Here is a 26,760-nt window from a genome sequence, read left to right as displayed (position 1 = left end):
TTTTCCTATCATCTCAATAGAGGCCGAATTACTTTCAAAGATAACAATGGCGGGACGCGAGGAGGAGATGCGCGCAGTGCCTCAAAACAGAACGATTGCAGGTGGTCAGTCGCTGCGTGCTTTATCTGTAATGAGAGCCATTACAATTGAATTTAGTCTTTCAGCACATACCCTTATGAGCAATATGTTTTTATCTGGAATATCTGATCCGCATTCAATTATTTTATAAACCACCTTAACTAAACCTTATCATTGCGCGGAATAACGGCAATGAATGAGCGGCGTGCCCATTTGCGCAAAGGTGATTTCGACATCCGGTACTTCTGAGGCCAGCTACCCGCGCCTATAGTCAGCTCAGCTTTCGGACGCCAATCCAACTTCGTGATGGATCCGCACGAAGTTTTCCCAATCCAAAGGAGCAGACCATGTTGACCCGTACGTCTCTGGCGCCTCTCGCCGAACCCGCCGACGCGACCCTCGATGCGCAATACTTCGAATACACGTCGTCCGCCAATCCGATCGGCGCGAAGCTCATCTCGCGGGTGCCCTTCCGCAATTTCCCGCCTTCGCTATACGCGGACGGAGTGACCCGGATCGTGCCGCTCGACCTCTCCGCGGAGTTGGGTTGCCCTAGCCCCGCGACCGGTCCCGGCCTGAGCGCCAATTTTCTGCGCATCAACGCGGGGGACGCATTGACGCTCGCCCCGAACGCGACCTCGCAGGTTTGCTACGTCATCAGCGGGACCGGCAGCGTGACGCAGGCCGACACACACTTCCCGTTCGCACAGGGCGATTTCTTCACCTTGCCCGGCGGCGATGCCGCTGTGCTATCCGCCGGCACGACGGCCACGCTCTATTACGTCAACGACGCGCCGCTGCTCACCTATCTCGGCACGACCGGCGTCACGGCGCGCTTTGCGCCGACGCTCTATCCGGCCGCTCAGGCGCAGGCGGAATTGCGCAGGGTTTCAGAAGAAGCCAATGCGGGCCGCCGCAACCGCATCAGCGTGCTGATGGGCAACGCCAACTTTCCGCAGACGCGAACGGTCACGCATGTGTTGTGGGCCATGTTCGGCATCGTGCCGCCCAACTCGATGCAAAAGCCGCACCGCCATCAGTCGATTGCACTCGACTTCATCGCCGGGGGCAAGCCGGGCGTGTATACGCTGGTCGGCACCGAACTGGATGAGAGCGGCAATATCGCGCATCCCACCCGCGTCGATTGGGAAGCCGGGATGGCGTTCGTGACGCCGCCGGGATACTGGCATGCGCACTTCAATGAAACGGACGAGAACGCTTATGTGATTCCGATCCAGGATGCCGGCTTGCAGACCTGGCTGCGCACGCTCGACATTCGCTTCGCCCGTTAAGCCCGAAGCGCCGGTGCGAGTCCGTCGTCCCAGTACGGCGGCTCGCCAATCGCCTCGGCGTAGAAGTCCACGAACGCGCGCACCTTCGACGATACGATTTTCTTTGGCGGGTAGACTGCCCAGACCGCTGGTTCGGCGCGCCCCGTGCGCGCTTCCCATTCAGGCAGCGCGTGCTGCAGGCGCCCGTCGCGTAGGGCCGTAGAGGCGAGCCACGTCGGCAGGAGAGCAAGCCCGCAGCCGGCCACGGCGAGTTCCAGCACGGCTTCGGAGTCGTCCGCGCGCAGGCGCCCTCGCAATGCCACCAGCACCTGCTCGGGCGATGCCTGTGCATCCGCGATGCGTGTGAACGACCATTTGTCGTCCGGCAGCAGGGACAAGCGAAGCACATCGTGCGTGGCCAGATCTTCAGGGACGCGAGGCATCCCGCTCCGCTCGAAATACGCCGGGCTGCCGCAGACGATACGGCGATGCGGCGCCATGCGTTTGGCCATCAATGACGAATCGGGCAGCACGCCGATACGGATCGCCACGTCGATGCCGCCTTCGATCATATTGAGCGTTTCGTCGGTCGACACGATATCGAGGCCGATGTCAGGGTAGCGCGTCATGAACGCCGGCAGATGCGGCACGATATGCCGGCGCCCAAATGCCGGCGGCATCGTGACGCGCAGCACGCCTTGCGGTGTGCGGTTCAATGACGACGTCACCTGGCGCGCGTCATCGAGTGCCTGCAGGGCAAGCATGGCGTGCTCACGAAATAGTCTGCCGCCTTCGGTCAGGACGAGCCCCCGCGTCGACCGGTTGAACAGGGCAATGCCCAGATCCTTTTCCAGTTCGCTCACGTAGCGCGAGATGGTCGAGGTCTTGACTGCCATTTCATGGGCCGTCTTGCTGAAGCTCTGCAGTTCCGCTGCGCAAACGAAGGCGCGTACCGCGGCAAAATAATCCATGGCATGTCTGAGGCGAATCGAGCGTTCTACAGGGAACTTCAAAACCGGACCCGCGCAACGCTCTGCCCGCGAGACTTCGGCGCATGTGCGCGGACCGGACAAGCCGGATTTTGCTTAGACCGGTAGTGTACTGGCAGGAGCGCATGAAACCATGAGCGCTACGGCGGTCGCGGGCGCCGATCGTTCCGACGCCAGGGGCGTGATTTTTCGCGGATCGTCGTCGAAAGCCAGTGCCGCCCTGCTTGCCAACTGCGAGAGCGTAGCAACTGCGAGTCGACGATCGTCGACCTCGTTGAACCCGTTCGATCACAGCAACGGCAGCGTCAGTCTGATGTGCTCCGCGAATACCGTGACCAGATGAGCCGGCCGCTCTCGCTCGAACTTCAGCGTAATGCCTATGGTCGGCAAAGGCGGAAGTGCAGGATCGCCATTGAGTATGTAGAGATCCGGGGCGACGGCAGTCTGTGTGAGGACGGCAACGGCCTGCCCCGAGCGGACCAGGGCCGTGAGGCCGGCAAGACTGCTGCTCGCATAGGCGATGCGGTAGGCCCTGCCGGCACGTCGCAGCGCTTCGCAGGCCGCCACGTGGTCGAGCGTGTCCGGATCGGAAAGCGCCAGCGGCAACGGGTCGAAGTGTGCGGAGTCGAGTCCCGGATAGCCAACCCAGACCAGCGGCTCGCGGCGAATGATGTCGTCGTTCGAGGCGTCTTCCGGCAACGAGATCATGGCAAGGTCCAGCGCATGCATCTCCAGTTGTTCGAGCAATCGCGGCGTGGGAGCGCAGATCACTTCGACCAGCGCATGCGGATGCTGGCTCGAGAACTGACGCAGTAAATGCGGCAGAAAAACAGCGGCGTAATCGTCCGGGCAGCCGAAGCGGATCGTCCCCGACAGCCCTTTGCCGGACAGATCGGCCATCGCCTCGTCGTGCAGTCGCAGAATGCGTTGGGCGTGGATCAACAGACGTTCGCCGGGATTGGTCAGCACCACCCCACGACCCGTGCGCTGGAACAACGGCTGGTCGACGATTTCTTCGAGGCGCTTCATCTGCTGACTCAGCGCCGACTGGGTTCGGCCGATCCGGCTCGCCGCCCAGCTGAGCGCCCGAACTTCGGCGACGACAGTAAACGATCGCAGCAGATCGATTTCAAGTGAAAGACTCAAGGTATTAGGTCCGCTTCTAGCTTCGATAAGAACTATTCGATTCTATGAAACCAGAGAGCCATCTAGACTGCAAGTTATTCCCGCTACCCGCCAAGGAGAAGCAAGGTGTCCCTGAACAATGATGCAGTTTTCTGGCGCAACGCCAGGCAGCACCTGATCCGCTATGGCGGCACCTTCGAGCCGATGATCATCGAGCGCGCCCAGGGCAGCTTCGTCTATGACGCGGACGGCCGCGCGATTCTGGATTTCACCTCCGGGCAGATGAGCGCGGTGCTTGGGCACAGCCATCCGGAAATCGTCGCGGTCATCAACGAATACGCCGGCAAGCTCGACCATCTTTTCAGCGGGATGCTTTCGCGGCCGGTGGTCGATCTTGCGACCCGCCTCGCCGACATCACGCCTGACGGACTCGACCGGGCACTGTTGCTCAGCACGGGCGCGGAATCGAACGAGGCCGCGATTCGCATGGCGAAGCTGGTCACCGGCAAATATGAAATCGTCGGTTTTGCGCAGTCCTGGCATGGCATGACGGGGGCGGCAGCCTCCGCCACCTACAGCGCCGGTCGCAAAGGCGTCGGTCCGGCAGCAGTCGGCTCCTTTGCGATCCCTGCCCCCTTCCTGTACCGGCCGCGTTTCGAGCGCCACGGTGAGTACGATTACCTGGCGGAATTGGACTATGCGTTCGATCTCATCGATCGTCAGTCCAGTGGCAATCTCGCCGCCTTCATTGCAGAGCCGATCCTCAGTTCCGGCGGCATCATCGAACTGCCGGAAGGCTACATGGCCGCGTTGAAGCGCAAATGCGAGGAGCGCGGCATGCTGCTGATTCTCGATGAAGCGCAAACCGGGGTCGGCCGCACGGGCACGATGTTCGCGTGCCAGCGCGACGGCGTCACGCCCGACATTCTTACTCTGTCGAAAACGCTAGGCGCCGGTCTGCCGCTCGCGGCCGTCGTAACTTCCGCACAGATAGAGGAGCGGGCCCACGAATTGGGCTACCTGTTCTATACGACTCATGTATCCGATCCCCTCCCCGCCGCCGTCGGTCTGCGGGTGCTGGATGTGGTCGAGCGCGAGGGGCTGGTCGCGCGTGCGAACCTGATGGGCGAGCGACTCAAACGCGGCCTGCTGGATCTGATGGAACGCTTCGAGTGCATCGGCGACATTCGCGGCCGGGGGCTGCTTCTGGGTATGGAGATCGTCAAGGACCGCCGCACGAAGGAGCCGGCGGATGGGCTTGGCGCAAAGATCACGCGCGAATGCATGAACCTGGGGCTCAGCATGAACATCGTGCAGTTGCCGGGTATGGGCGGTGTCTTCCGGATCGCCCCTCCGTTGACCGTCCACGAGGATGAGATCGACCTGGGCCTGGCACTGCTCGGGCAGGCGATCGAGCGTTCGCTGTAGCTGCCTCGGCATTCGGCGATAAGCGACGGGCGGCCCGTTCAGTGATGCGCGTTGAGGCCACGACCCAGGTCCGTTGCTCGCCGGATGCGGAAGTTCGATGGCCGAGACGCTCAGGCGGCTACGCCGCGTCCGCCCCGCGCCCTGCGTGTGCCAACGCCAGCGCCAGCCTTGCCCCCACCTCGGCATTGTGTTTCACGAGCGCGATGTTTGTCGCCAGACTGCGCCCGCCCGTCAGCGCCTTGATGCGAGCCAGCAGGAACGGTGTCACGGCCTTACCGGTGATTCCTTGCGCCGCGGCCTCGGCGAGCGCCTGCTGGGTCAGCGCGTCGATCTCTTCGAACCTCATCGCTGCCGCTTCCGGCACCGGCGTGCTCAATATCACGCCGCCCACGAGGCCCAAGTCCCACTTGGTGCGGATGAAGCGTGCCTGCTGCGCCGGGTCGTCCAGTCGGAAGTCCGAGCGGAAGCCGCTGTCCCGCGTGTAAAACGCAGCAAAATTGTCTTGCTCGCAACTGAGCACCGGCACGCCGTGCGTCTCCAGGTATTCCAATGTGAGGCCGATGTCCAGGATGGACTTCGCACCGGCACAGACCACCGCCACGGAGGTCTTCGCCAGTTCCTGCAGGTCGGCCGAGATGTCGAAGGTTTCCGGCGCGCCCCGATGCACGCCGCCAATGCCTCCGGTGACGAAGACCTCGATGCCCGCCAGCGCGGCACATATCATCGTGCCGGCCACTGTCGTGGCGCCGAGCCCGCCGCCGGCCAGCACAGCCGGCAGGTCGCGGCGGCTGACTTTGTGCACGTGGTCCGCGCGGCCGAGCAGTTCCAGTTCGTCGTCCGACAGGCCGATGCGGATTCGCCCATCGATCAGCGCGATCGTGGCGGGCTCGGCGCCCAGGTCACGGATCGAGGCCTCCACTTCGCGTGCCGTGCGGACATTCTCCGGGTAAGGCATGCCGTGAGCGATGATGGTCGATTCAAGCGCCACGAGCGGGCGGCCAGCGGCCTGTGCCGCGGCCACGGGTGCGCTGCAGGTTAGCCAGGAGCGTGCAAGGTTCGCAACCATGTCGATGTTTCCGGCAGTGTGTGATTCGCTTAAGTATGCAACACAGGGCTGGTCCGCGGTTCACGCGTTACAGCGCGATGGCGCCTATCATTACGGTACTGAACATGTCGGATGGTCGATGTCGGGTCGGGAGGTTCCATGCCACCGCTACGCGCAATCAATCTTCTCCAGTCGACGGAAGGTGTCCGGCTCCATGGTCCGGAGCGCGACCGCTGGCGCCGTTGGGGGCCTTATCTGAGCGAGCGGCAATGGGGCACTGTTCGCGAAGACTACAGCGAATATGGCACTGCCTGGGACTACTTTCCGCACGATCATGCGCGCAGCCGAATGTACCGCTGGGGTGAGGACGGCATTGCCGGATTCGGCAACGACCCGCTCGACTGGTGCGTGTCGCTCGCGCTCTGGAACGGGCGCGATCCGATCATCAAGGAACGGCTCTTCGGGCTGACGAATGAGCAAGGCAATCACGGCGAGGACGTCAAGGAGCTTTACTTCTATCTCGACGGCACACCGACGCATTCGTACATGAAGATGCTGTACAAGTATCCTCATGATGCGTACCCGTACCAGGATCTGATCGACGAAAACATGCGGCGCGGCGCCGATCAGCCCGAATATGAAATCCTCGATACGGGCGTGTTCGACGATAACCGCTACTTCGACGTCTGCGTCGAGTATGCGAAGCACACACCCGACGACATCGTGATGCGCGTCAGCGTCGAAAACCGCGCGGATCAGTGCGCGGCGCTTCATGTGTTGCCGCAATTCTGGGCGCGCAACAGATGGGCGTGGTCGGGCAAGCCCGGCAAGCCGTCGCTCACGCTTGAGTCGAACACCAAGGAAGGCGCTCGCGTCGTCGCGCACAGCCCCGCGCACGGAACGATGATCGTGACGGCGTCGGCGCAACAGCCGCTCGAGTGGATCTTCTGCGAAAACGAAACAAATGTGCGCCGTATTTTCGGCGCCGAAGGCGCGGGGCCGTTCAAGGACGGCTTCAATGACTACCTCGTCGACGGCGACGAGCTGGCAATCCGGCGCGACAAGGGCACCCGCGCCGCCGCGCATGTGTGCCTGCGCTTCGCGCCTCATGAGCGCTCGGTGCTGTACCTGCGCTGGCGTCCCGAATCGGCTGCGGATGCCGTGCCGCTCGACATGGAAGCGCTCTTCGCGCGCCGGCAGGCGGAAGCCGACGAATTCTATGCTGCGCTTCAGCACGACATCCCCGACGCGGATGCGCGGCTCGTGCAGCGCCAGGCGCTCGCCGGCATGCTGTGGACGAAGCAGTACTACCAGTTCGACGTGACGCGCTGGCACGACGGCGACCCCGGGCAACCGAATCCACCGGGAGCACGCAGGCACGGCCGCAACGCGGACTGGCGGCACATGTGCAATGGCGACATCGTGTCGATGCCCGACAAGTGGGAATACCCGTGGTACGCATCGTGGGATCTTGCATTTCATGCGGTCGCGTTCGCCGTGATCGATCCCGACTTCGCGAAGAAGCAATTGCTGCTGCTCGTGAAGGAACGCTATATGCATCCGAACGGGCAATTGCCGGCCTACGAGTGGGCGTTCGGCGATGCGAATCCGCCGGTTCATGCATGGGCCACATGGCGTGTGTACGAACTCGACCGCGAGGTGACCGGCGTCGGCGACCACGAATTTCTCGAAGTCATGTTCCACAAGTTGCTGCTCAACTTCTCGTGGTGGGTCAACCGCAAGGACGCCGAGGACCACAACATCTTTCAGGGCGGCTTTCTCGGGCTCGACAACGTGGGCATCTTCGACCGGTCTTCGCCGCTGCCCACCGGCGGCCGCATTGATCAGGCCGATGGCACGGCATGGATGGCCTCCTACGCGCTCGACCTGATGCAGATCGGACTCGAACTGGCGATGACGAACAGCGCGTACGTCGAAATCGCGGTGAAGTTCTTCGAGCACTTTCTGTACATCGCGGAAGCGGTCAGTTGCGGCGAAGGGTGCAGAACAGGGTTATGGGACGCACAAGACGAATTCTTCTACGACGTACTCCACCTGCCGGACGGCACCCGTGTGCCGATGCGCATTCGTTCGATCGTCGGCCTGATTCCGCTATTCGCCGTACACGTGCTCGAGGATCGCGTGTACGGCCATCTGCCGGGATTGCGCGAACGGCTGGCGTGGTTTCTCGATCATCGGCCGAATCTCGCCAGGCTGGTGTCGCGCTGGACCGAACCCGGCACGGGTAACACCACGCTGCTGTCGTTGTTGCGCGGACAGCGGATGACCGCGCTGCTGCGCCGCGCACTCGATGAAGCCGAGTTTCTCTCCGGGCACGGCGTGCGGGCGCTGTCCCGTGTGCATCGCGACGCACCTTATGTCTTCGACCATGATGGCGTGAACGTCTGCATTCAATACCAGCCGGCCGAATCAGACTCGCGCGTATTCGGCGGCAATTCGAACTGGCGTGGGCCGGTCTGGATACCGGTCAACTACCTGCTGATCGAATCGCTATATGAGTTCCATCGCTACTACGGCAATGAGTTTCGCGTCGAGTACCCGACCGGATCGGGCAAGCGTTTTTCGCTGAGTGAGATTGCCGACGACCTCGCACGGCGCGTCACCACGCTCTTTCTCAAAGATGCACAAGGCGTGCGGCCGGCGATGGCGGCCTATCCGATGCTGCAAGCCGACCCGCGGTCGCAAGATCTCATCCTGTTCCATGAGTACTTTCACGGCGACAACGGACGCGGTGTCGGCGCTTCGCATCAGACCGGCTGGAGCGGGCTCGTGGCGCTGCTCTTGCAGCCGCGCATGATGAAGCTGTCCCATGTTGCGGCTGATGTTGCGTCGGTGGAGGCGCCAGTGGTGGAAGACACCGCACCGGCCATGGGCCGGTAGCGTTTGGGCCGCTGGAATCGGCGGCCACCAGCCGGAACGAAAGCTGGTGGCCGCCGCTGCATTCGACATCTCGGGCATTGCTGCCGCGCAAACTTGTCCTTAACGGTTGACCACGCTCCTCGGCATCGTCAGCACGATGGCCGCCGCCACGAGCAACGAGGCTGCCACGCAATACAGACCCATGTCGGTGCTGTGCGTCATATCCTTGATCCAGCCGACCAGATAGGGACTGACAAAGCCCGCCAGATTGCCGACCGAATTGATCAGCGCAATGCCCGCGGCCGCTGCCGCGCCACCCAGGAATGCAGGCGGGATCGCCCAGAACTGGCACAGTGCACCAAGGATGCCGATCGTGGCGAACGTGAGGGACACGACAGCCAGCGCGACGCTGTGGGGCACCAGCGTGCTCGCCACCAGGCCGATTGCGCCGATCACGGCGGGCAGCGCCACATGCCAGCGCCGCTCCTTGCTCCGGTCCGAACTGCGTCCCAGCAGCACCATCGCGATGGCCGCGGCGCCGTAGGGGATCATCGTCAGCAGGCCGACATTGAAAGCGTCGTTCACGCCCGAGGCCTTGATGAGCGTGGGCAGCCAGAAGCTGATGCCGTACAGGCCCATGATGATGCCGAAGTAGCACAGGCACAGCACCCACACTCGCCTGTTGGTGAATGCGCCGCTTGCGCTATGCACCTCGATGTGCCCTGACTCGTTCGCGAGCCCCTTCTCGAGCTGCGACTTTTCTTCAGCGCTCAGCCATTTCGCCGCGCTGATCTTGTCGTCGAGGTAAAACAGCACGGCAATGCCGCCGATAATGGAAGGCAGCGCTTCGAGCAGGAACAGCCAGCGCCAGCCCACCATGCCGCCCGTGCCGTTGAAGGTGTTCAGTATCCAGCCCGACAGCGGACCGCCAATGACGCCGGCAATTGGAATCCCCGTCATGAACATCGCGGTGATCTTTGCGCGGCGCGAGGACGGGAACCAGTAGGTCAGATAGAGGATGATGCCCGGAAAGAATCCGGCCTCAGCGACGCCGAGCAGGAAGCGCAGCACGTAGAAGGCGGTAGGCGTCTTCACGAAAATCATCGCGGCGGAAATCACGCCCCAGCTGAGCATGATTCGGGCGATCCATTTGCGCGCGCCGAAACGATGCAGCGCGATGTTGCTCGGCACTTCAAAGATGAAATAGCCGATAAAGAAAATACCCGCGCCCAGGCCGTAGATGGTTTCGCTGAACTTGAGGTCGGTCAGCATCTGCAGCTTGGCAAAGCCTACGTTGACCCGGTCCAGATAAGCGAAGACGTAACAGATAAAGAGGAAAGGAATCAGCCGCCACGTCACCTTGGCGTAGGTCCGGTCGTCGGCATTGGCTGGCGTGACGACATCGCCGTAAGCGGACTTCAACATCGTTGTCTCCTTGAATCGCCGCCGGCGCGCTTGACTGTCGCGCCAGTGCGGCTTGTTGTGTATGCGACGGCCTATGCTGGCCGTTCAGTCGAACATGTCCGGGCTGGTCTGCACGAGCTGGTCATAGATGGGCTGGAAATGCAGCCAGCCGATGTATTCGCTGCCGACGTGTTCGCGGCTATAGCGCGCGCTGTGCTCCGGCACCATGACGGGTTTGATGCCGGTGGCCTCGACCAGCAACTGCTGCTGGCAGCAGCGCTCCAGCGCGATGAACCAGAACGCGGCGGCTTCGATGCTGTGGCGGCTCACCGTCAGCAGCCCGTGATTCTGGTGAATCGCCGCCTTGACGTTTTTGAAGTAGTCGGCAACCGACAGCCCGGCCTCTTCCTCGACCGCGACTACGCCGGCCTCGTCCTTGATCACGATATGGTCTTCATAGAAGGCCGCGGCATCCTGGGTGATCGGGTCCAGGGGACGTCCGAGCGCCGCGAACGCGGTGCCGTAGACGGTGTGCGCATGGCACATCGCCACGATGTCGGGATTGGCTTCATGCACCGCGGCATGCAGGACGAAGCCGGCGCGGTTGAGCGCGTACTTGCCTTCGACGACTTTGCCCGTATGGTCGGCCAGGATCAGGTTGGAGAGCTTCACCTGGGAGAAATGCACGGCCATCGGATTGGTCCAGTACAGTTCCGGGAACTCGGGATCACGCACGGTGAGGTGGCCGGCGAAACCGTAATCGAGATGGTGCAGCGCAAAGGCGCGGCATGCGGCCACGAGGCGTTCCTTGCGGTGCTGGCGCTCCTGCGCAAAGGACGAAAAGTCGGGCAGCTCGGGGAACTTCAGCCCTGCCTGCTTCGGCCGATAGATGGAATTGTTCGAAGGATGCGAAATCGTGCGGCGCAGTTCGGCCTGCTGCGCGCTGCTATCGTTTTTTCCAGTGCCGGTGCTCATGGTGTCTCCTGTGTTGACGGTGATCGCATGCCGCTAACGATAAGGAAACACCCGGCGCCGATCTAGGCGCGCCGGACAATAGGATTTATTACGCCGATATATAAATGCCGGGCGCCTAGGGCTTCTGCCAGGGCGGCTCGCGGAAGACTTCGACGAAGTAGTCGATGAAGGCGCGGATGCGCGGCACCAATTGGCGCTCGGGCAGATAGACGACATGGATCGCGGTGTCGTCCTTCGCCTGGTACTCCGAGAGGAGCGGCACCAGATCGCCTCGGCGGATCGCGGGCAAGGCAAGGTGGGCGGCGAGTCGCATGATGCCCACGCCGGCCACGCACAGCTGGAACAGGGTCGTGCCGTCGGTGCTGCGGAAACTACCCTGCACCACGACGCGTTCGAGCCTGCCGTTGATCATGAACGGCCACTGGTTCAGATGCTCGCGCGGCGACTCCCAGGTCAGGCAGGCGTGCCTGGACAGGCCGAGCGGCGTCACGGGCGTGCCGTGCGCGGCGAGATAGTCCGGCGAAGCGACGACGATTCGTTGCAGGTCGCAGAGCTTTCGGCTGCGCAAAGAGGAATCCTGCAGCCGGCCCATGCGGACCGCGACATCGAAGTTGTCCTCGATCAGGTTGACGTTGGAGTCCGACAGGGAAAAATGCACGCACAACTTCGGATAGGACGACAGGAAACCGGGCAACGCGGGCACCAGTTGATCCATGCCAAACGCCTGAGGCACGCTGATGCGCAAGTTGCCGGTCGGCTCGCTGGAGCGGACCTGCGCTTCCGCTTCCTCCAGGCTATCGAGAATGTCGTTGCAGGACGAAAGAAAACGCTCGCCTTCGTGGGTGAGCCGCTGCGTGCGCGTCGAACGATGCAGCAGTTGCACGCCGAGCCTGCGCTCGAGACTGTTGACGCTTTGACTGACAAAGGGCTGGCTGACCCCCAGAAGATTCGCCGCCGCGGTGAAGCCGCCGGCCTCCACGACCGCCTTGAAGACGCGCATCTCGAGCAATCTTTCATCTTTCATCTGTCGAATCCATGTGCAGCAACGGGCTGCACAATTTACCCGGTTTGGCTTCGATACCTTCCCTGTCCGCTATCTACGGATCGTGGAAAGCATGGCTCTTACTGAGGCTGATTCCATGGCCTGCGGCTTGCCAAACGTCACATCATGCCGCCGGCGGCGGTACTTGTGCTGCCGGCGCCGGACGAAGATGAGGACGCCGCTGTAAGCGGATGGGCGAGCCCCGCCGCTGACAGGAGCGCGACGGCGGCCTGATCGGGCATGCCGTTGGTGTCGATCGCGCCCGCTGCCGCCAGCGCGTCGAGATCGCTGTCGACGCCGGCTTGCCCAACATTAAACGGCGTCGTCAGAAACGCCGGCGCCGTCAGCGTGACACCGTAGCGCTGTTGCAGATTGGTGACGACCGCCGATTGCGCAGCAAGCACATCGGCCTGATTCGCTAGCACTTGCTGGAACTGTGCGTTACTCGGGAAGCCCGCAATCAGAGCGGTCTCGGTGGTGCCAAGTTGAGAAGCGAGATAGACCAGCATCAACTCGGTCTCTGGCGTCGTATTGAAGGTGCCGCCGGCAAATGCGAGCGAATGCAGGCTCGTGCCGCCGGAGGTCACGGTAAGGATGCAGGGCAGCGCGGCGTTGAACGTGAGGGTGTAGTGCCCACCGCCGTCCGACAGGGTGGAGCCCGAACCCTGAGCACAACTGACGCTGACCGCCGCGCTGGCGAGCGCCTTGCCGGTGGCGGCCGTCCCGGATAGCGTGACGTCGGGCACGCTATTTCCGCTGACACACCCGCCGAGGCTAATGCAGGTATTTCCGCCGCACGCGACGAGCGTTGCAAGCGAAGCCACGCAAATTGCAGCCACTGCCGGGCGAACGAAACACGCATAGTGAGTGTTCATGGTTGCCTGCCATTGATAGATCGGGATCGGACAATCGGTTTCACGCAAAAGACCGGCGCTACGTTTTATTTTAGCGTCCGATGCCCCGAGGTCGTTGCAACCTCAATCAGATTCGCTGTGTTATCGGCTGGTGAACGAATACAAGGAGATCGACGCCGCTCGCGTGATCAGAGACATCGCGTCGGCGCGCTACCGCATGACAAGCCGGAAAGGACCTTCGAGACGAGGATCGCCTGGCGCAATACGCCGGCCTAATCTGATGGATTGCAGTCCGAGGACGAAGGCGCGGTTCAGGACACGGCGACGGCATAAACCGCGCCGGAATCAACCGGGTGTTCGGCAACCCGGAAGAGACCCGGGAACGATGCTAGCCGTGCGCGCGGACCCGTTTGCCCGCCGCACCGTCGTGACGGGCGGGATCGCCGTGCGAAATGCCGCGCTCCGCACGATCCGCCTCCTCGTAGCTTGCGAACAACTGGCACACGGCTCCCGCATCGAGACAGCCATGCAGCAGTTCGCGGAACCGATGGTCACAGAAGCGCTGCGCGACATCGGCCAGCAGCCGCAGGTGCGTGCTGTTTGCCCATTCCGGGACGAGCAGGACGACCACGTCGCTCACCGGTTTGCCATCGGGGGCATCGAACGGAATCGGCGTCGCGGGACGAACGTAAAAAGCCATGGCCTGGCGCAGCAATCGTATTTGACCGTGCGGCACGGCTACGCCCTGGCCGAGGCCTGTCGAGCCTAGCGCCTCACGTGCCGTGAGCCCTGCAGCCACGCCCGTTGCCGGTAACCCATAGTGCCGTTCGAAGAAACGGCCGAACTGCGCGAAAAGTGTCTCCCGGTCAGCCACGTCCAGGCCGAGCAGAACATGATGCGGTGTAAGCAGTTGCGCAAGGGTGTCCCCTTTTTCAACCGCTTCGATGCCGTTGGATGGCGAGTCGGCGCGCGGCTCGCCATCCATCAAATCCCGCCAGGCGTCCGTCGGCGCCTCGGGGATTTCAAGCAGCCGCCCCACCTCGGCGGCCGGCGCCAGATGCGCGAGCCGTTGAATCGCTCCGTTGACTGCGTCCTTGGGTAGATAGAGCGATAACCGCACGCGGCCCGTTCCGTGCAGCGGCGCGACACGAATGGTCCATTGCTGATCGCCGCAGTCTCGGATCAGCGCCTGGCGCAATGGCGTGGCGTGCTGGGCGTCCAGGGTGACCCGCATCATCACATTGCGGCCTGGCGCGGACCGCGAGCGGTCATGGGGCTGAGTTTTGCCGAGTCCAAGAAGAGTCCGTAGACCAACCAGCGCGCGACTCATGGCGGCTCCTGTGCATTGTCTGTCATCAGGTTAACCAAATCGCCGTTAACTTGCTGTAAATAATCGCTGCGACGCGCAAACAGATCAGAGCGTCGTGGACAGGCATCGCTTGCCGTTTCGCAAGAAGCTGCGACCGGATACCGTGCGGCCTCGACCAAACGCGAGGTTGACGGCAACGAGCGCACGGTTATTGGTGGTCGCGCGCAGTCGGCCCACGGGTGTCCCTGCCGGAGCGACGGACCGCTTGGGGCGGTTGCCCAATGGTCCGCAGGAACGCGCGCCTCATTCGCTCCCGATCCGAGAAGCCGACTTCGTCTGCGATCACATCCAGTGATAAACGCCCTTTTTCCAGCAATAGCCTCGCGGCTTCCACTCGCAAATGTTCAACGGCTTTGGCGGGAGATTGGCCCGTTTCAGCACTGAACGCCCGACTGAACTGGCGTGGGCTGAGGCCTGCGACGTCGGCTAATTCCTCGACGGTCAAGGCATTGCGCAGATTGGCGTTCGCATGGTCGATCGCTTTCTGGATCCGGTCGGATTTAGGCTCCAGGTCGAGCAACGTGGAGAACTGCGATTGCCCGCCGGCGCGGCGATGATAAACGACGAGCTTGCGGGCGACGGCGCGTGATACGTCCTGACCATGATCCTTCTCGATCATGGCGAGCGCCATGTCGATCGTGGCTGTCATGCCTGCCGACGTCCAGATCGGTCCGTCGACGATGAAAATCTGGTCCTCTTCGACGGCTATCTCGGGAAAACGGCACTGCAGATCGTGCGCGAAGCGCCAATGTGTCGTCGCTCGTCGACCGTCCAGCACCCCTGCTTCAGCCAGGATAAAAGCGCCCGTGCAGGGTGCCGCGATGCGCCGCGACGTACTCAGCGCGCGCCTGACGAAGGCTGTCAATGCGGCAGAGACGATGTCGATCTCGACGCCGGAGCCAAACATGACGGTGTCGAACGCGGCGTCGCTGAATGGCTGCGTTTCTACACGGATACCTGCCGAGGACAATACAAGGCCGCCCTCTTCAGACAGAACCGTCACCTGGTATGCCTGCTCTGCGAGCACGACGTTCGCCAGTTCAAAGGCGGTGACCGCCGCGAAGCCCATTAGATAGAAATTCGGGAATACAACGAAGCCGATCGTGTGCATAGCGTGCCGAGGTCATGTCCTGAATCGCTTGTATATATGACATTTGAGACATGGTCAACGACGCTTATTCTCTACCCATACCGCTCCGGCGCAAAAAGCCGGCCGGATGGACCCCGTGATCGCGTGCCAGTCCAAGCGCGACGCGCGTCTTCCAACTCAACCTCAAACCGCTTATTGCAAGAGCTTTCGTATGGACCGTCGACTACTGATACTGGCCGTGGGCATGTTCGCAATGGGTACCGACAACTTCGTGGTCGCCGGTATTCTTCCAGGCGTCGCTGCATCGCTGAATACATCCGTCAGCCTCGCCGGGCTGATGGTCACCTTTTACGCCTTGACTTACGCGTTGGCTGCCCCGGTCATGGCGGCTTTGGCGGGCGGCTGGCCGCGCAAGCTTCTGCTGGTTTCCGCGCTCGGTATCTTCGTCGCCGGCAACATGCTCAGCGCGGTCGCTACGGACTTGCACTGGGTTTTATTTAGCCGGGCTCTGTCGGGATTCGGCGCAGCTTTGTTCTCGCCTACTGCATTGGGCGTTGCTTCTGCGCTTGCCCCGCCCGAAAAACGCGGCCGAGCGTTGGCTGCGGTCACAGCCGGCTTGACGGGAGCGACAGCTCTCGGCTCGCCGATCGGCACGTTTATCGGCGGTTTCGGAAGCTGGAGAACGACTCTCTGGTTCGTCACCCTGCTCGGGGTCGTGGCGATGATCGGCGTCTGGACGATGCTGCCATCCGTTCCCCGGCCTGCATCTGTCAGGTTGCGAGAACGGCTTGCGCCGGTCCGCGATGTGCGGATCGCGCTCACCTTGCTCACTTCGCTATTCGCCTTTGGCGGGTTCCTCATGGTGTACACGTATGCGGGCGTGGTGCTGCAGCGTGTCACGCACGGCGACGGACGCATTCTCGCCGGGATGTTTTTGCTCTGGGGCGTGGCGGCGACGGCCGGGAACCTCTTATCCGGCCGCCTTGTGGACCGATTCAAGAGCCGCAACATCATCAATGCGATGCTGTGGCTTGCCATCATCAATTTTTGTGCGTTGCCGTGGACATCCGCGCATGCATTCAGCACTGCAGTTGCGCTCACGATCTGGGGCATATGCGGCTGGGGGCTCATCGTCCCGCAACAACATCGGCTCGTTCAGCTCTCGCCGGGCGTGGCACCCCTGCTGCTGGCCCTCAACAATACCGCGACATACATCGGGCTTGCCTGCTCCGGCGTGCTTGGCGGTGCAGTGCTCGAGTCGATCGGCGGGCAGTACCTGAGTCTGGTTGCGGCCGCGCTGATTGCGATCGCTTTCCTGTTCGCCGAAGCCGCGCATCGTTGCATGAAACCGCCGTGCATACAGTACCGCGCGACGACCCATCGTCGCGAGACCGAGACCGTCTGATTCGCCGCGATCGTCGTCGATACCGAAGATCACGTCTTGACCACACCTGTTAAACAACATGGACAGTGACATGCAACGTCTCGACTACACCCAAGTTGCGTCAGCGCTCACTATCGCGATAGGGTTGATGAACATGTACAACCGTCGATTCCAGCAAACTATTGTATCCACCGGTTGAATCCGACCTCGCGGCAACGTGACGGTGTTTCGCTACAAGGCATAACGGATACATTTGCACGCAACGCGTCTGCGCCACAACGTAGATCAGGTACGTTCGCTAACACACATACTGGAGCATGTCGGTGCGGTAATTTCCGCGTGTCGTGCGTCTTGTTCACTGCATTCCTTTCTGCGGATATCGCTTCGGGTAGCGTAACCCGTCCCGAGAAGCTATCTTTCCTATACCCAGTCTGCCAAGGGCAGGATAGTGTCCACAATCCAAAGCGATAAGGACCGCATTACTGCCCTGTCGACGCTTCTGATCGGCACCCTCCTCATCTTGTCTTCACCCGTAAGTGCACAGGAATTCTCGCTGCTGGCCGGCCCTCTCGTGAGTGACAGTGCAAACACCTATTCGTGGGACGCCACTTATCGCGAAGGCCTCGGCCGCTACGCCGCGTGGAGCTTTTCCTGGATCAACGAAGGTCACATTCCGCAGCACCATCGTGACGGCCAGACCGTGCAAGCCTGGGGGCGTCTGCCGTTGTGGAACGACCGGTTCGAGCTATCGGCCGGCACCGGGCCGTACCGATACTTCGACACAACCGCGGCTCAATCCGGCGGTGACTATTCGAACACGCACGGCTGGGGTCTCTTGTGGAGCGTACGCGCCGCATATTATTTCGATCGCCGGTGGATTGCGCAGGCGCAGTTGAATCACGTCCAGGTGTTTGGCGGTCCAGACACGACCGCGCTGCTGTTCGGCATCGGCTATCAACTCGAAGCCAAGGGCGAGCCCGGTCCACGACAGCGCCCGATACCACGGACAACGAAGGTGACGAATAACGAAGTCACCGCGATGTTCGGCAAGACGATCCTGAACAGCGACAACTCCGAGTCGGCCAATGCCGGAAGTCTCGAATACCGGCGCGGGTTGTGGCGCTATGTGGATGTGACGGCCTCATACATCCACGAAGGAGGGAAAATCCAGTCGCGCCGCGACGGTATTGCCGCGCAATTTTGGGCGACCCGCGCTTTCTTCGACGATGAACTCACGCTGTCGATCGGCGTTGGGCCCTATGTCTCCATCACACACAACGATGACCTTCCGCAAAACCGCACCGGCGACGGCCGCGTCTCGGCGCTCGTAGCCGTATCAGCGAGTTACCGGCTCGGCCAGCACTGGCTCACACGTATCACATGGAACCGCATCGTCACGCGCTACGACCGCGACACGGATCTGATCGAAGCCGGAGTAGGCTTGCGCTTTTGAGGCCTTGCCGGCCATCGCTCAAAGCAACCATGAGCCGCGTGAGAGATATCCCGCCGAGATCTTCCGGGCAGAAACCATTGGCCTAAGGTCCTATTGCCAGGCGCCTGCCTCGCGACGATAGTTGATGAATGAGCGATCCTACAGGCCGCGCAACATGCAATGCCAGCTCACAGGACATGATTTGTGCCGCAAGGACGATTCACGTGTGTAGGCGAGCGCCTTCCCCGGGGGGCGCGTAATCCACACACGCAACGCGATCCGCGCACGGCCGGTCCGCTACCAACGAAGCCTTAGCGTCTCAAAGGAGCAGTTCATGACGAACGCAAAATTTCTCGTCATCGCCGCCTTGGTGGCCGTGGCGCCCGCGGCATGGGCACAGCAGGAAGCCGACACGCAAGTGACGAGAGCGCCTGGCTCGGTCACCATCAAGGGAACGAGGAGCGTGACGGCCACTGTGCAGGACATTGATCGCGAGACAAGAACTGTCCTGCTAAAGGGCAAAAACGGCAAGGTCGTCGAGGTGGAAGTCGGGGACGAGGCACGCAACTTTGACCAGCTCAAGGTTGGCGACATCGTCACAGTCGTTTACCGTGAAGCACTTAGCCTGAACCTGAAGAAAGGAGGCGACGGCATTAGTTCGGTCGAAGAGCGCCCGTCGATGGAGCGCGCACCCGCTGGCGGCAAGCCCGGCGGCACCGTAGGCCGGGAAGTGAAAATCGTGGCTAATGTCGTCGCCGTCAATCCAAAAAACAAGACCGTCACGTTGAAAGGTCCAAAGGGCAACACACTAGACCTGATAGTGCAAGACCCCGAACAGTTCGCCAACATCAAAAAGGGTGATCAGGTGGAGGCCCTGTACACCGAGGCCCTCGCGATATCCGTGGAGCCGGCGGTCAAGAAGTAGACACCCAAAGATTCATTACATCCTGCTCGCGCTGTTGTACTGGCCGCGGGCCGCCCCTGCCAACGCTCGCACGCGACGTTTCGACTCTCGTCGCTACTGCAGTGTTGGCGTGCGGGCAACTGAAATCACTTCAGGTGGCGGCCGTTAGCCCACCGCGCCTCACTCCGATGCCGTTGGATGGACAAGCCAGCGCAAACCCGCGCGATGGCACGACATATGCATTGTTCTTGCAAGCGTCCGGCCGCTCGTCCAGTCCTCATCCTCTACTCACCTAAGGAGCGCATCATGAAAGCACTAACGATCATGGACCTTTCCACGTCCATTGACCTGGACCGCGAGGCGATGGCCGAAGTTCACGGAGGCCGCATGAAGCTCATCGGCCAACATGCCAACGGCGCAATATTGACATCGGCCGACGGGGATCCCGTGGGCGTTTACGTCGACGGCGTGCTGCAGAATTCCGTTGGCGACGGCTATTACCACGTTTGATATGGCGCGGCGAGGCGCGCGCTCTATGGCGCGCTCCGTCGAGAATTTCAGCCTTTCCACGATCTACTGCGAAATCAGCGTGCCGTGCAATGAAGCGCGCGGGCACTCCGCAATGGCAGTGTTCCGCTAGACCGCCGCTTCCCGATAGTTCCGGAACTTCGACATCTGTCCGATTCCTGGGTTAAAGCAGTTGCAAGGATCGAGTTGCTGATAGAACGCCGCAAGCTGGGGCTTCGCGCGGTAAAGATGGCCGACGTTATGTTCCGCCGGATATTCGGCGCCGCGGCGGTCCAGCAGCGTCCACATCTTGTGTTCGACGTCGACGCAGTCGTTGCCCTTCTTGACGATGTAATCCTGATGGAACACGTGGCACAGGAAGTGGCCGTAGTACAACTTGATGGAGATCGATTCCTCGATGTCGGGCGGCAGCGTCTCGATCCAGTCGCGATCGTTGCGGCGCAGTGCGATATCGAGCGCAACGATGTCTTCCACCTCGCGGGTGTGCACGGCACGATAGCGAACCGCGGCGCCGGCGGCGGCGAAGCGATGCAGGAACGCTTTCCTGCCCTCCTCATCGGTGCATTCGAAATAACCACCCGTCGCCTTCGCAAAGTAGCCGGAGAGGAACGCGCGGGTTTCGTCGACGCTCTCAGCGGCGACCTTCAGCATCAGGTGATGCTCGTACTTGTCGCGGTACTGTTTCATTCGCGGCGGCAAATGGCTCGGGAACAGCCGGCTCGCGGCCTGCATGACGCGATCGGTGAAATGCGAAGGGAGAAAGCCGAGACGATCGAACAGCGCGTCGAAACGGCTCTTTAGTCCGAACAGCGCGGGGAGCCGCGACGTGCCGAGATAGTTGATCGCCAGAAAAGTATCCTTACCGTATTCTTCAGCGACGTCGAAAGCGTCCCGATGGAGATATTCGCCCGAGATCGGCAAGAATTTGAAGTCGTGCAGCGCGTGGCGGCGGATCTCGGTGAGTTCGTCGGGATGGTTTGTGCCGATATAGAACACCTTGGCGTTCTGTTCGATCGGAAACGTGTCGAGCCTCACTGCGAACACCATCAGCTTGCCAGCCGAGCCTGACGCTTCATAAAGACGCTGCGGGTCGGCATTGAAGCGCGCCGGCGTGTCGGCATCGACCTCACGCACATGGCTCGCGTAACCGTGATCCGACCCGGCGCCCACGTTGTGCCGGACATCGGAATCCGAGAACTCGCCGTGCTCGAGCCGGCCAAGCATATCCTCGGGCGTCTCACCGAGCTGAATCCCGAGATGGTTGACGAAGTGCAGCTTGCCCGTTTCATCGACCTGCGCAAATGCCGCCATTTCCGTATACGCCGGGCCACGCTGCACCAGTGCACCGCCCGAGTTGTTGCAGACACCACCAAATACCGACGCTCCGATGCAACTCGAGCCAATCACCGAGTGCGGCTCCCGGCCAAGAGGCTTCAGCGTTTTTTCCAGCTGGTCGAGCGTAGCGCCGGGCAGGCAGACGACCTGCTTGCCACCGTCGATCACAAACACCTTTTTCATACGGCTCGTGCTAACGATCACGATGTCGCGATCATAGTCGTCGCCATCGGGCGTCGAGCCGGCAGTGAGGCCCGTATTCGACGCCTGCGTGATCACGATCATGTTCGCCGCTACACATGCCTGCAGTACTTTCCATTGCTCGACGATCGTGCCTGGCCGGACCACCGCGAGCGCCGTGCCCCTGCCAAAACGAAAGCCGGTCCGGAAGCGGCGGGTTGCGGCGTCATCGGTCAACGTATGTTTCTTGCCGACGATGCTGCGTAACTCCGCGATCAACGTGTGAGCCACGTCGGGCCGGGCGGCTACCCATGGTGTGTGCGCTGCTGACATCGATTTCTCCTCGTGAGGCGTTGGGCGCGATGCGCGTCGCCTGGGTCCAGCGAATTCGGCTGCGACCTTTGAGCGCATCGGATTGACACGAAGGTTAAAATCAGTCCAGTCATTAGTCCAATATCTTGAAGTCGCTATTTGGAGACGAAAAACATATGGAATTTCGCCAATTGCGTTACTTCCTCGCGGTCGCCGAACACCTGCATTTCACCGATGCCGCGACTCATCTGGGCATCGCCCAGCCACCGTTGAGCCAGCAGATCCTGAAGCTCGAACGGGAAATCGGCACGCCGCTGTTTATCCGTCATCCGCGTCGCGTCGAATTGACTGAGGCAGGACGACTCTTTCGCGAACGCGCGCGACGCATCGTCGAGGACGCGCAGCAGGCGTTCGTCGAGGTGCAGAACGCCGGACGCGGAGAGACCGGGCGGCTTTCGCTCGGTTTCGCGGGTTCGACGGTGTTTCATCCAGCGGTCGCGATGACCATGCAGCGCTACCGGCATGCGTATGAGCGCGTGTCGATCAGTTGCGAGGAGAGCAACAGTTCGCTGCTGCTGGATAAAGTCGCCGAGCGGCAGATCGATGCCGCCCTGGTGCGCATGCCGCTGAACTGCCGGGAGCTGATTGTCGAACCGCTCGTCGACGAAGACATGTTGGCGGTGTTGCCGACGAATCATCGCTTGAACCGGCGACGGCGCATCGATCTGGCGGATCTTGCAAACGATCCGTTCATCCTTTTTCCACGTCCCATTGGCCCGGATTTGTATGACTCGATCATCGGCGCCTGCCGCGAAGCCGGCTTCGCGCCTTCGATTGGCATGGAGTCGCCGCAGATCTCATCGGCGGCCAATCTCGTGGCGGCTGGATTCGGCGTTGCGGTGGTTCCCGCATCGATCCGGCAGATCCAGGTCGAAAGCGTGTCGTATCACGCGCTGCGGGGCAATCCGCTGTCGACGGGTATCGCGTTGATTCATCGGCAACGCGAAAAGTCCCCGACTGTACTGAACTTTGTGAGGATTTTGCGGCAACAACGAGTCGCCGCCCGCAAGGGGTGACGGTACGGTGCCACACGAGTTAAGAACCGCCCCCGTGGCGCGAATGCCGGATCCTATAAAAGGATTCCGATTCAATTCATTCGTACACTTCCGGGCCGACGCACCCGTTCGGCTACGAGCCGGACTACCGCCCTGGATGCGCGCCGGCTGGCGTCGACTGCCGGACGACGAGAACCGGGATCTGACTGTGCGTCAGGACCTTCTGGGTCTCGCTGCCGAGCAAAAATGCCCGCATGCCACTTCGACCGTGCGACGCCATGACAATGAGATCGCAGTTCTGCTCTGCTGCAACGCTGATAATCGCCTCATAAGGATGGGCGCGGCTCGTGGCAACTATATTGCACTCGACACCAGCTTGCGCAGCGGCTTTTTTGATAACTTCCAGGTAGTCGTCCGCACGCTGTCGCGCGGCCTGAATGATTCGATCCTCGTTGTCCGCGATCATCTCCGTGCCATAAGCGAGGACATGAAACTCCGGAATGACATGGAGGCCCGTGACTTTGGCTCCGCTTTCCACGGCGAGCGTGACCGTCATCTGAATGGCGGCCTCGGAAAGCGTCGAGCCGTCGGTCGGCACCAGCAGATGCTTGAACATACGTTTCTCCCGCGCGACCCGGCCGGCTCGCGTTGAAATCCTGCGCGGCGCCTCTACCACCTGAACCCGGTGAACCTGAATCAGAGGCGGCCTCTTTGAGTATAGTCACCCTCGCCTCACAGGCACTGCGTATCGTCAAAACGAAGCCTGCCCGCCTCGTTATGTCCGGTCCGAATGTTCAGTTTAAATATCGAAATAGAGGTAAAACTCCCAGGGATGCGGACGCAATTTGATCGGCTCGATCTCGTGTCTGCGCTTGTAGTCGATCCAGGTCTGCAGCACGTCGTCGGTGAAAACATCGCCTTTGCGCAGGAACGCAGTGTCGTCCTCCAGCGCTGCGAGCGCCGCGTCGAGCGAGCCCGGAACCTGGCGTATGTTGCGGGCTTCTTCGGGCGAAAGGTCGTAGATGTTGCGGTCGAGCGGGTCGCCCGGATCAGTCTTGTTCTCAATCCCGTCGAGACCGGCCATCAGCATCGCCGCGAAGGCAAGGTACGCATTGGCCGACGGGTCCGGACAGCGAAACTCGACGCGCCGCGCATTCGGCGAATCCGAATACATCGGGATGCGCGCCGCTGCCGAACGGTTGCGCTGCGACATCGCGAGATTGACCGGCGCCTCGTAGCCCGGCACCAGACGCTTGTATGAATTGGTGGTCGGGGCGCAAAAAGCCATCAGCGCAGGTGCATGTTGCAGCAAGCCGCCAATGTACCAGCGGCACAGGTCGGAAGTCAGCGCCCAGCCGTTCGCGTCGTAAAAGAGATTCTCGTCGTCTTTCCACAGGCTTTGGTGGCAATGCATACCGCTCGCGTTGTCGGCAAACAGCGGCTTCGGCATGAAAGTTGCCACTTTTCCGTGCCGGCGCGCGACGTTCTTGCAAACGTACTTGTAGATCATCACGTTGTCGGCCATGCGCGTGAGCGTGGCAAACCGCATGTCGATTTCGTTCTGGCCGGCGGTGGCTACCTCATGGTGGTGCACTTCGATCTGCACGCCGACCTGCTGCAGTGTCAACGCGATCTCCGAGCGGATTTCCTGCAGCGTGTCGTGAGGCGGAACCGGGAAATAGCCCTCCTTGTAGCGCTGTTTATAGCCGAGATTGCCGCCACCATACGCACCCTCGTCACGACCTGTATTCCAGTCGCCATCGGACGACTCGACATAGTAAAAGCCGCAATGCTGGTCCTGACCGAAGCGGATCGAGTCGAAGATGAAGAACTCGAGTTCGGGTCCGACATAGCAAGTGGTCGCAATGCCGGTTTGGCGTAGATAGTTTTCCGCCTTTTTCGCCACAAAGCGCGGATCGCGTGAATAGGGCTGCTGCAAAATCGGGTCGACGACGTCGCAGATGATCGACAGAGTCGGCGTGTCATAAACCGGATCGACAAAAGCGGTCGCCGGATCGGGTCTGAGCAGCATGTCCGATTCGTGGATCTCCTGAAAGCCGCGGATCGACGAGCCGTCAAAGCCGATGCCGGCGTCGAACAGGTCCGGGTGAACCTCAGGCAGCGTGATCGAGAAGTGCTGCCAGAGTCCGGGTAAGTCGGTGAACTTCAAATCGACGATCTGGATATTCTTTTGCCGCACCAGGTCGATCACATCGTTCGCGCTTGCTGGCCGATCGACGTGGAAGCGACCTGCTTCGACAGACACCGTGGGAGGCGATGCCGCAGCTTGTGGCGTGGTGGACATTGGCTTCCTCCTCTCGCGGCCCTCTGCCTTTGGTCCAACTTTAGTCTGTCCGCGAGCGAAGACAAGGCGCCTGCCCGCCTCGCTACCGGTCTTCCGTCAGCCCCTTCAGATAGGCTTCGCCGGCGTCCTGAGCCGCAGCGCGCATGGCGAATGTGTCGTCCGAAACCATCGACCGTTTGACCTTTTGTGCCCCGAAGTCGACCAGCGTAATGACCCAGACAAACTCGCCGGCCTGCTCGGCCGTTTGAACGAATGCACGGACGTCTTCGCTGTCGTTTGCTTTTGCGTTCATTGTGATCTCCTGAGAAAGAGTCGCGGAAAGAGAACGGCTCACGTATCAGATGACTGCTTGTTTTATGGAAGTTTGCCGATAATCGCGCTGCATTCGTCCTTCGTGAACGCACGCAGCGTTTGCGTGCGGACATTGCCTGCCGACCCCAACGCGTAGCCGAATGCCGCGAAGCTTTGCTCATCCGGTGCGTCGATGACCGTGACGATGTCGTATTTGCCTACCGTCCAGTAGATCTCTTTCATTTCACAGCCAAAGGTCTTGGCCAACTCCGCCGCCTGACCGGCCCGTTGCGGGCTGTTTTTGATGTTGCGTATGCCCTGATCGGTGAATTGCGCAAGAACCACATAGGTCGCCATGACGATTCTCCTTACGATTAGTACGAATCGCGTTGTACACGCGCAAGCTCGACCGCGAACGCGACTGCGATCGTGTTGCCCGAAAGCGTTCTGCGCGTAACCTGATTCTATGCAATGGAATCGCGCGCCACTGGCTGTTTGGCTTTATGGGCAGTCGAGCGACGCGTGAGGGCGGCAGACAGGCCCGTCGCCTTAGATAACAAATCCGTAATTCTTTCGTCGCTCGCTGGTCAGAATCATTCCCGCAGAATCGCCTCACAGCGTCGTTCACCGGACGCTTGTCCGGAGGATATCGGGAAGACCATGATGATCAGTTCACGTTCTACCAACATGCTGCGCGACGGCTTGCGTTCGCTTTCGATTGCCGCGCTCTTCGGTTTCGCCGGCACCTGTCATGCACAGTCCGCAGTGAATGCGCAAGGTATGGCCGCGGGGGCGACGGCGCCCTCCATCGCAACGTGTGTGGCGTGCCACGGCGCCTTGGGCGCCGGCACCGTCACCGGTGGGCCGCGGCTTGCCGGCAAGGATGCGGATTATCTCGCGCATGCGTTGTCAATGTTCAAGGCGGGCACCCGTGCAAGTTCTGTCATGCAGACGGTCGCACTCAATCTTTCCGATAGCGAAATACACGAACTCGCCAACTTTTTTTCCAGGCAGAACCCGCCCCTTGCCGAAGGCACGCCGCCGCAGCAGAGTCTGGTGATCGCCGGAAAGCAGCTCGCCGAGATGGGTGCGGGATCCAACGTTCCCGCCTGTTTCAGCTGTCACGGGGCCGGCGGTAAAGGTAATGGCGCGCGCTTTCCGGGCATCGCGGGTGAACCGGCGGCATTTGTCGTTGCGCGGCTCCACGAATTTCAGGCCCGCGCGAAGGGGAAGCCGCCGGCGCCGGGAACAATGACAGCCGTCGCGGCGACGTTGAACGACTCGCAGATCGAAGAGGCCGCGGCTTACCTTTCGGTGACCAGACCTTGAAGATCGACAGCAGGCCTGTAGCGTTCGCGAAGCAAATCCCCTACCGCAACCCGTTCCTGTTGTGTCGAGCACCTATGCGATCTACTGTGTGGAGTCACGTCGCGGTCATATCGAGTCTGGCGATGATGCTCGCCGGCTGCGCCGCGACTGGTGGC

General features: G+C 61.3%; 24 protein-coding genes. 10 read left to right on the top strand and 14 right to left on the bottom strand.

Annotated elements, in window-relative coordinates:
• Window positions 1–76 precede the first annotated feature (76 nt).
• Entirely contained in the window at window positions 77–229 is a 153-nt protein-coding gene (locus P0D73_RS25755) for a hypothetical protein (protein ID WP_408433300.1), read from the top strand.
• Between the two features lie 196 nt (window positions 230–425).
• Window positions 426–1,370: a cupin domain-containing protein gene (locus P0D73_RS25750; protein ID WP_408282431.1), complete on the top strand. Its 945-nt coding sequence runs from the start codon at window positions 426–428 to the stop codon at window positions 1,368–1,370.
• On the opposite strand, the gene P0D73_RS25745 is transcribed toward P0D73_RS25750, so the two are convergent.
• Both P0D73_RS25745 and P0D73_RS25740 read right to left on the bottom strand, forming a co-directional pair.
• Window positions 1,367–2,320 (bottom strand): LysR family transcriptional regulator, encoded by a 954-nt coding sequence (locus tag P0D73_RS25745; RefSeq protein ID WP_408433298.1) that lies wholly within the window; start codon window positions 2,318–2,320, stop codon window positions 1,367–1,369. The two genes, P0D73_RS25750 and P0D73_RS25745, sit on opposite strands and share 4 nt — an antisense overlap.
• Before the next feature lie 306 nt (window positions 2,321–2,626).
• The gene (locus tag P0D73_RS25740) at window positions 2,627–3,484 is read right to left on the bottom strand and encodes a LysR family transcriptional regulator (RefSeq protein ID WP_408433296.1); all 858 of its coding nucleotides are present in this window, start codon (window positions 3,482–3,484) and stop codon (window positions 2,627–2,629) included.
• A gap of 105 nt (window positions 3,485–3,589) precedes the next feature.
• Here P0D73_RS25740 and P0D73_RS25735 point away from each other — a divergent pair, with 105 nt between their 5' ends.
• Window positions 3,590–4,891 (top strand): aspartate aminotransferase family protein, encoded by a 1,302-nt coding sequence (locus tag P0D73_RS25735; RefSeq protein WP_132374532.1) that lies wholly within the window; start codon window positions 3,590–3,592, stop codon window positions 4,889–4,891.
• A 118-nt stretch (window positions 4,892–5,009) separates the two neighbouring features.
• On the opposite strand, the gene P0D73_RS25730 is transcribed toward P0D73_RS25735, so the two are convergent.
• A complete protein-coding gene (locus P0D73_RS25730) occupies window positions 5,010–5,957 on the bottom strand; it encodes a pseudouridine-5'-phosphate glycosidase (RefSeq protein ID WP_408176798.1) in 948 nt (315 codons plus the stop codon).
• Between the two features lie 138 nt (window positions 5,958–6,095).
• Between P0D73_RS25730 and P0D73_RS25725 the strand changes: the two genes are divergently transcribed.
• Window positions 6,096–8,837 carry an MGH1-like glycoside hydrolase domain-containing protein gene (locus tag P0D73_RS25725; protein ID WP_408176797.1) on the top strand — a complete coding sequence of 914 codons (2,742 nt, stop codon included), beginning with the start codon at window positions 6,096–6,098 and terminating at the stop codon, window positions 8,835–8,837.
• Between the two features lie 99 nt (window positions 8,838–8,936).
• On the opposite strand, the gene P0D73_RS25720 is transcribed toward P0D73_RS25725, so the two are convergent.
• The 6 genes from P0D73_RS25720 to P0D73_RS25695 form a co-directional block, all read right to left on the bottom strand.
• On the bottom strand, window positions 8,937–10,241 hold the full coding sequence (locus P0D73_RS25720; RefSeq protein WP_408433294.1) for an MFS transporter: 1,305 nt from the start codon (window positions 10,239–10,241) through the stop codon (window positions 8,937–8,939).
• 84 nt (window positions 10,242–10,325) lie between these two features.
• Window positions 10,326–11,195: a class II aldolase/adducin family protein gene (locus P0D73_RS25715; RefSeq protein ID WP_408433291.1), complete on the bottom strand. Its 870-nt coding sequence runs from the start codon at window positions 11,193–11,195 to the stop codon at window positions 10,326–10,328.
• Window positions 11,196–11,310: 115 nt separating this feature from the next.
• Window positions 11,311–12,219, bottom strand: coding sequence for a LysR family transcriptional regulator (locus tag P0D73_RS25710; protein ID WP_132374527.1), 909 nt, complete (start codon window positions 12,217–12,219; stop codon window positions 11,311–11,313).
• A gap of 137 nt (window positions 12,220–12,356) precedes the next feature.
• On the bottom strand, window positions 12,357–13,112 hold the full coding sequence (locus P0D73_RS25705) for a hypothetical protein (RefSeq protein ID WP_408433289.1): 756 nt from the start codon (window positions 13,110–13,112) through the stop codon (window positions 12,357–12,359).
• Window positions 13,113–13,479: 367 nt separating this feature from the next.
• Window positions 13,480–14,421: a PTS sugar transporter subunit IIA gene (locus P0D73_RS25700; protein ID WP_408282415.1), complete on the bottom strand. Its 942-nt coding sequence runs from the start codon at window positions 14,419–14,421 to the stop codon at window positions 13,480–13,482.
• Between the two features lie 187 nt (window positions 14,422–14,608).
• Window positions 14,609–15,571: a GlxA family transcriptional regulator gene (locus P0D73_RS25695; protein ID WP_132374524.1), complete on the bottom strand. Its 963-nt coding sequence runs from the start codon at window positions 15,569–15,571 to the stop codon at window positions 14,609–14,611.
• A 190-nt stretch (window positions 15,572–15,761) separates the two neighbouring features.
• On the opposite strand from P0D73_RS25695, the gene P0D73_RS25690 reads away from it, so the two are divergent.
• From P0D73_RS25690 to P0D73_RS25675, 4 genes are all read left to right on the top strand, one after another.
• Window positions 15,762–16,955, top strand: a complete 1,194-nt coding sequence (locus tag P0D73_RS25690) for an MFS transporter (RefSeq protein ID WP_408433287.1) — start codon at window positions 15,762–15,764, stop codon at window positions 16,953–16,955.
• 427 nt (window positions 16,956–17,382) lie between these two features.
• Window positions 17,383–18,387, top strand: a complete 1,005-nt coding sequence (locus P0D73_RS25685; RefSeq protein ID WP_408433285.1) for a hypothetical protein — start codon at window positions 17,383–17,385, stop codon at window positions 18,385–18,387.
• A 313-nt stretch (window positions 18,388–18,700) separates the two neighbouring features.
• A complete protein-coding gene (locus P0D73_RS25680; protein ID WP_408176787.1) occupies window positions 18,701–19,291 on the top strand; it encodes a hypothetical protein in 591 nt (196 codons plus the stop codon).
• Between the two features lie 285 nt (window positions 19,292–19,576).
• Window positions 19,577–19,780: a hypothetical protein gene (locus P0D73_RS25675; protein ID WP_408433283.1), complete on the top strand. Its 204-nt coding sequence runs from the start codon at window positions 19,577–19,579 to the stop codon at window positions 19,778–19,780.
• 126 nt (window positions 19,781–19,906) lie between these two features.
• Here P0D73_RS25675 and dld read toward each other — a convergent pair whose 3' ends face one another.
• On the bottom strand, window positions 19,907–21,646 hold the full coding sequence (gene dld / locus P0D73_RS25670) for a D-lactate dehydrogenase (RefSeq protein ID WP_408433281.1): 1,740 nt from the start codon (window positions 21,644–21,646) through the stop codon (window positions 19,907–19,909).
• A gap of 155 nt (window positions 21,647–21,801) precedes the next feature.
• Here dld and P0D73_RS25665 point away from each other — a divergent pair, with 155 nt between their 5' ends.
• Complete coding sequence (locus P0D73_RS25665; RefSeq protein ID WP_408433279.1) at window positions 21,802–22,701, top strand: LysR family transcriptional regulator; 900 nt, start codon at window positions 21,802–21,804, stop codon at window positions 22,699–22,701.
• A 124-nt stretch (window positions 22,702–22,825) separates the two neighbouring features.
• On the opposite strand, the gene P0D73_RS25660 is transcribed toward P0D73_RS25665, so the two are convergent.
• The 4 genes from P0D73_RS25660 to P0D73_RS25645 form a co-directional block, all read right to left on the bottom strand.
• Window positions 22,826–23,296 (bottom strand): universal stress protein, encoded by a 471-nt coding sequence (locus P0D73_RS25660; RefSeq protein WP_132374518.1) that lies wholly within the window; start codon window positions 23,294–23,296, stop codon window positions 22,826–22,828.
• A gap of 183 nt (window positions 23,297–23,479) precedes the next feature.
• Window positions 23,480–24,985: a type I glutamate--ammonia ligase gene (gene glnA / locus P0D73_RS25655; RefSeq protein WP_408433277.1), complete on the bottom strand. Its 1,506-nt coding sequence runs from the start codon at window positions 24,983–24,985 to the stop codon at window positions 23,480–23,482.
• Window positions 24,986–25,067: 82 nt separating this feature from the next.
• Complete coding sequence (locus tag P0D73_RS25650; protein ID WP_132374516.1) at window positions 25,068–25,277, bottom strand: hypothetical protein; 210 nt, start codon at window positions 25,275–25,277, stop codon at window positions 25,068–25,070.
• Between the two features lie 62 nt (window positions 25,278–25,339).
• Complete coding sequence (locus tag P0D73_RS25645; protein WP_168793996.1) at window positions 25,340–25,633, bottom strand: GYD domain-containing protein; 294 nt, start codon at window positions 25,631–25,633, stop codon at window positions 25,340–25,342.
• A gap of 114 nt (window positions 25,634–25,747) precedes the next feature.
• Between P0D73_RS25645 and P0D73_RS25640 the strand changes: the two genes are divergently transcribed.
• Window positions 25,748–26,605: a c-type cytochrome gene (locus P0D73_RS25640; RefSeq protein WP_408433275.1), complete on the top strand. Its 858-nt coding sequence runs from the start codon at window positions 25,748–25,750 to the stop codon at window positions 26,603–26,605.
• Window positions 26,606–26,760: the final 155 nt, after the last annotated feature.

Source organism: Paraburkholderia sp. RL18-101-BIB-B (assembly GCF_046026985.1).
Classification (GTDB): domain Bacteria; phylum Pseudomonadota; class Gammaproteobacteria; order Burkholderiales; family Burkholderiaceae; genus Paraburkholderia.
This window is presented reverse-complemented; position numbering and strand designations above follow the sequence as displayed.